This window comes from Nocardiopsis alkaliphila YIM 80379, from assembly GCF_000341005.1.
In the GTDB taxonomy this organism is placed as follows: domain Bacteria; phylum Actinomycetota; class Actinomycetes; order Streptosporangiales; family Streptosporangiaceae; genus Nocardiopsis; species Nocardiopsis alkaliphila.
Genome location: NZ_ANBD01000044.1, coordinates 88,796 through 93,169, shown reverse-complemented (window position 1 = coordinate 93,169; position 4,374 = coordinate 88,796). Strand labels below are relative to the sequence as shown.

The 4,374-nt window shown below is 66.6% G+C and carries 4 protein-coding genes, 1 tRNA gene and 1 pseudogene; 1 reads left to right on the top strand and 5 read right to left on the bottom strand.

Features of this window, described 5'->3' with window-relative positions; all coding sequences use genetic code 11:
* The 3 genes from D472_RS0106845 to D472_RS0106835 form a co-directional block, all read right to left on the bottom strand.
* On the bottom strand, positions 1-476 hold a 476-nt coding region (locus D472_RS0106845; protein ID WP_026117456.1), incomplete at its 3' end, for a chaplin family protein.
* A 169-nt stretch (positions 477-645) separates the two neighbouring features.
* Positions 646-1,683, bottom strand: coding sequence for a hypothetical protein (locus D472_RS0106840; RefSeq protein WP_017603754.1), 1,038 nt, complete (start codon positions 1,681-1,683; stop codon positions 646-648).
* Between the two features lie 213 nt (positions 1,684-1,896).
* Complete coding sequence (locus D472_RS0106835; protein WP_017603753.1) at positions 1,897-3,219, bottom strand: M20/M25/M40 family metallo-hydrolase; 1,323 nt, start codon at positions 3,217-3,219, stop codon at positions 1,897-1,899.
* Positions 3,220-3,355: 136 nt separating this feature from the next.
* Here D472_RS0106835 and D472_RS0106830 point away from each other — a divergent pair.
* Positions 3,356-3,440, top strand: a tRNA-Leu gene (locus D472_RS0106830).
* Positions 3,441-3,510: 70 nt separating this feature from the next.
* On the opposite strand, the gene D472_RS29580 is transcribed toward D472_RS0106830, so the two are convergent.
* Both D472_RS29580 and D472_RS29005 read right to left on the bottom strand, forming a co-directional pair.
* On the bottom strand, positions 3,511-3,657 hold the full coding sequence (locus D472_RS29580; protein WP_239642928.1) for a tyrosine-type recombinase/integrase: 147 nt from the start codon (positions 3,655-3,657) through the stop codon (positions 3,511-3,513).
* Positions 3,658-3,766: 109 nt separating this feature from the next.
* Positions 3,767-3,910: pseudogene (locus D472_RS29005) on the bottom strand (DDE-type integrase/transposase/recombinase); the annotation flags it as partial.
* Positions 3,911-4,374 lie beyond the last annotated feature (464 nt).

Here is a 4,374-nt window from a genome sequence, read left to right as displayed (position 1 = left end):
GAAGCCTCCTCGGAGGGCTCCGGGGTGGGCTTCTCGTCGATCGGCGGTTCAGGCTTCTCCGGAGTTTCCGGCTTCTCGGGCTTCTCCGGGGTCTCCGGCTTCTCCGGGGTCTCGGGCTCCTCGGGGTAGTCCGGAACCTCCGGCTTCTCGGGCTTCTCCGGGGTCTCGGGCTCCTCCGGGACCTCCGGGTAGTCGGGGTAGTCCGGAACCTCGGGCTTCTCCGGCTTCTCGGGCTGTACCGGCTCGTTGACCTCGGCGTCACCGTCGGTGCAGGCGGCCCCGGCGACGCCGAGCACCGCGATCGCGTTTCCGCAGACGTTGATCGGGACGTCGAGGTCGGCGTTGAGCTGGTTGCCACCGCCGATCGAACCGTTACCACTGGTGGTGACGTCCGCTTGGGCGACACCGCAGGTGCCGGCGGCGAGCAGGCCGGCGGCCAGGAGGGCGGCGATTCGGGCGTGGGTCGTTCGGGTCATCAAGTGTCACGTCCTTTGGTCGACAAGGAGAATTGATCTGCCACTCGTGGACCACGAAAGGACGGTTTCCCGGCGTGAAAGACCTGGGAGAAGAGCACGCCCACCTCAGAAGTGGTGGGGCGGCTGCGCGCGAGGCGCACCGACCGGCCGCGGTCCCTGCGGGAAGCGGCTAGTCGGGAGAGAAGGAGGGGTCGTCCGCGGCGTCGCGCACGACCAGGGTGGGGTCGCCGGGAAGGGCGACCCGCTGAGCCCGGAGCACCATGTGGCCGGATCGGTTCATCAAGAATCCGGCGGCCCCGGGAGCCGAGAAGGACGGAGCCGACGCACCGGTGGCGTCGGTGCCGGCCTGGTGGTGGGAGCCACCACCGATCAGGTGGACGCGCTCGGCGCCCTCGTCCTCTTGGACGCTCTGCCGAGCGGCGGTGTGTGCGACCTCGGTGACCACGCGCAGACCGGCCTCGGCCATGTGGACCGTCAGCGCGCGGTCCACGCTCGGGTCCTCGTGGTCGGACTCCTCGTCCGAACGCTCACGCTCTTCGGCGTCGGAACGCTTCTCCGTCACCAGAGCGGGCTCGTCGGAGGTGCCGAGAATGGGCAGGCCCAAGGGGGCGCCGGGCTCGGTCACGGAGTCGAGCCGGTCGTGACCGACCGACTCGCTCAGCCCTTCGGTGAGGTTGTCGACGAACGTGCCCACGCGTGAGCTCTCGTCGCCGGCCTCCACCACGGTCTGACCGGTACGGGCGACCTCGGCGACGAGGTCGTAGGCCCCGCGTGCGGTCCCGTCGACGGCTCGAGCCGTGTCGGTGACGGTCCTGTCGGTCACCGCACCGACCGTGCCCTCCTCCAAGGCCGTGGAGACACGGGAGTCCTGGAGGGTGCTCTCGGGAAGTCCGGCGACGCGTGGAACGACGGTTTCGGCGAGGGCCTCGGTCGATGCGGTGGCATGGGCCGCGGTGTCGAAGACTCCGCTGTGCCGGCCCTCCTCCACCGCGGCCTGGCCGGTGCGCTCGGCGGCCTCGCCGACGCCCAGGACGTTCTCGACGAATCCGCCGGGCTCGGCACCGGTGTCACCGTGGGCGACACCCATGCCTCCGGCGATCCACGCGACGGCGACGATTCCGGACAGGAGCAGCAGGCGAGCGTAGGCACCATGGGCATTGCGAGCAGCGAGGCTGATCGACAGCCACCCCCGACTCGCGAGCACCATGGATGCTCCCCTCTTTCGCTGCTACTGGACGGTCCCGTGCGGCTACGTCGCCCACGGTCGGACGTCGGAGTCCCGGAGGAACACAGGGACACCGTCGAACTGAAAGCAACCGTAGCATCACGTTGGGTGATCGTGGGTGAAAAAATGAACCGCACCGAAAAATCTCGGTGCGGTTCGTCCGGTTTCATGGGCACTCCGCCCAAAGAATTCCGGTCAGCTCATGTCGATGAAACGGTCCAGCACCCGGACACCGAACTGGAGCCCGTCCACCGGGACCCGTTCGTCCACTCCGTGGAACATTCCGGCGAAGTCCAACTCCGGCGGCAGCTTCAATGGGGAAAAACCGTAGTTTCGGATACCCAACCGAGAGAAGCTCTTGGCGTCCGTACCACCCGAGAGACAATAGGGAACGGCCTTGGCCCCCGGGTCCTCGGCCCGCAACGACTCCGACATCGCGTTGACCAGACCTCCGTCGAAGGAGGTCTCCACCGCGGGCAGGTGGTGGATGAACTCCCGGCTCACCTTGGGGCCGAGCAGTTCGTCGATCTTGGCGAAGTACTCGTCCTCGGTACCGGGCAGGAAACGCCCGTCCACCTGGGCGGTGGCCTCGCCCGGGACGACGTTGGCCTTGTAGCCCCCGCCGAGCACCGTCGGATTCAGGGTGTTGCGCAGCGTGGCACCGATCATCTTCGCGATCGGCCCCAGCCTGGCCACCGTGGCGTCCGCGTCCTTCTCATCGAAGGGGATCTCGAACTCCTCACAGATCTCCTCCAGGAAGACCCGCACCGTGGGAGTCAAGTGCAACGGGAACTCGTGCTCGCCCAGCCTGGCCACCGCGGCGGCCAGCTCGGTGACGGCGTTGTCCCGGTTGGTCATCGACCCGTGTCCGGCGGTACCGCGCGCGGTGAGCTTCATCCACGCGATGCCCTTCTCCGCCGTCTCCACCAGGTACAGGCGCCGATTCTCCTTCATCGTGATCGAGAAGCCCCCGACCTCACTGATCGCCGAGTCACAGTCCGCGAACAGCTCCGGATGTTCGTTCACCAGGTACTGGGCGCCCCAGGTGCCGCCGGCCTCCTCGTCGGCGAGGAAGGCCAGGACGATGTCACGCGGAGGGCGTCGCCCCTCCCTCAACCGCTGACGCAGCGTGGCCAACACCATGGCGTTCATGTTCTTCATGTCGACCGCGCCACGGCCCCAGACGCAACCATCGGCGACCTCGGCGGCGAAGGGGTGGTGCGTCCAGTCCTCGGCGGCGGCCGGCACCACGTCGAGGTGACCGTGAATCAGCAATGGCGGACGGCTGGAGTCCTCTCCGGCGATCCGAGCCACGACGTTGCTGCGCCCGGGGTGCTTCTCATAGATCTGGGACTCCACCCCGACCTCGTCGAGGCGGCCCGCGACGTACTCCGCGGCCTTGCGCTCTCCAGGACCGGAGTGGTCGCCATAGTTGGAGGTGTCGAACTCGATGAGTTCCCGGCACAGGTCGACGACCTCGACCTCCGCCGGGCTCAGGTTCCTGTCTGGTTCCGTCATCTGACTCTCCCGTCTGCGGCCGCACCTCTTGCCCTAGACCCTGCCATGACCACCCCCCGGCGGAAAACTGGTTCGGGCTCCCCCAGACCTTTGCTATGGTTAAACCTGTTCGGCGCTACGAGCGCTGAGCACCCACGTCCGGGTGGCGGAATAGGTAGACGCGCTAGCTTGAGGTGCTAGTGGCCGTTAAGGCTGTGGGGGTTCAAGTCCCCCCTCGGACACGACTAAAGGTCCTGGTCACAGGGCCTTTTTTCATGCCCGGGTTGCAACGGAGGGTGCAACCGGAGCGGATCACCCGAAGAGGGATGCCACCTGCTCAGCGGCACGGGCCTGCATGCCCGGGAGCACGTGAGCGTAGATGTTCATCGTGATGGACGGGTTGGCGTGGCCCAACCTCTCCTGAACCACCTTCACAGGAACCCCGGCCTTGAGAGCCAGGGTCGCCCATGTGTGCCTCAGGTCGTGAAGCCGGATGTCCGTGAGCCCGTGCCTGTAGCTGCTCGGCGAAGACCTCGGCTGGAGTCCGCCATCCCAGGGCCTTACGCGGCCGATTGTTCACCGCCATGGCCAGCGCGTCACACACCAAGTCGGTGCGCATGTGAGGAGCCATCGCCCACTCCACGATCCTGCGGGAGAACAGGTCCATCACCACGGCGAGGTAGAGCCATCCCTGGTCGGTGGGCACGTAGGTGTGAGGTCGGCCGCGTCTGGTTCGGGGTCTGAGCGGTGAAGTCGCGGCTCACCAGGTCGGGGGGTGGTGGCCATCCGGTCCTGAGCGGTGAGGCTCTTGCGTCCGGTGCGGCGGTGCACCCCGACCAGCCCTTGGAAGCGCATGAACCGGATCATCGGAACCTTCCGATCGATGCGAGCACACACCATCCCAAACCACGAGCGCTTCGAGACTTCGACCGCACGAAAGCGCACCCAACGATACTTCACTGTATAGCGCTAGTGGTAGCTTCGCAGTGATACCCGATAACTGTTACTGCAATATGTAGCATATGAGCGATAGAATGCAGAAATGTCACGCTTCACAACGATGGCCTCACTCGCCGATCTAGCCGAAGAGCAGTGGGGACTGTTCACCCGACGCCAGGCCGAAGCCACAGGCATGGCCTGGAGCACACTCGCCCGCCACGCCTCGAACACGGCCAC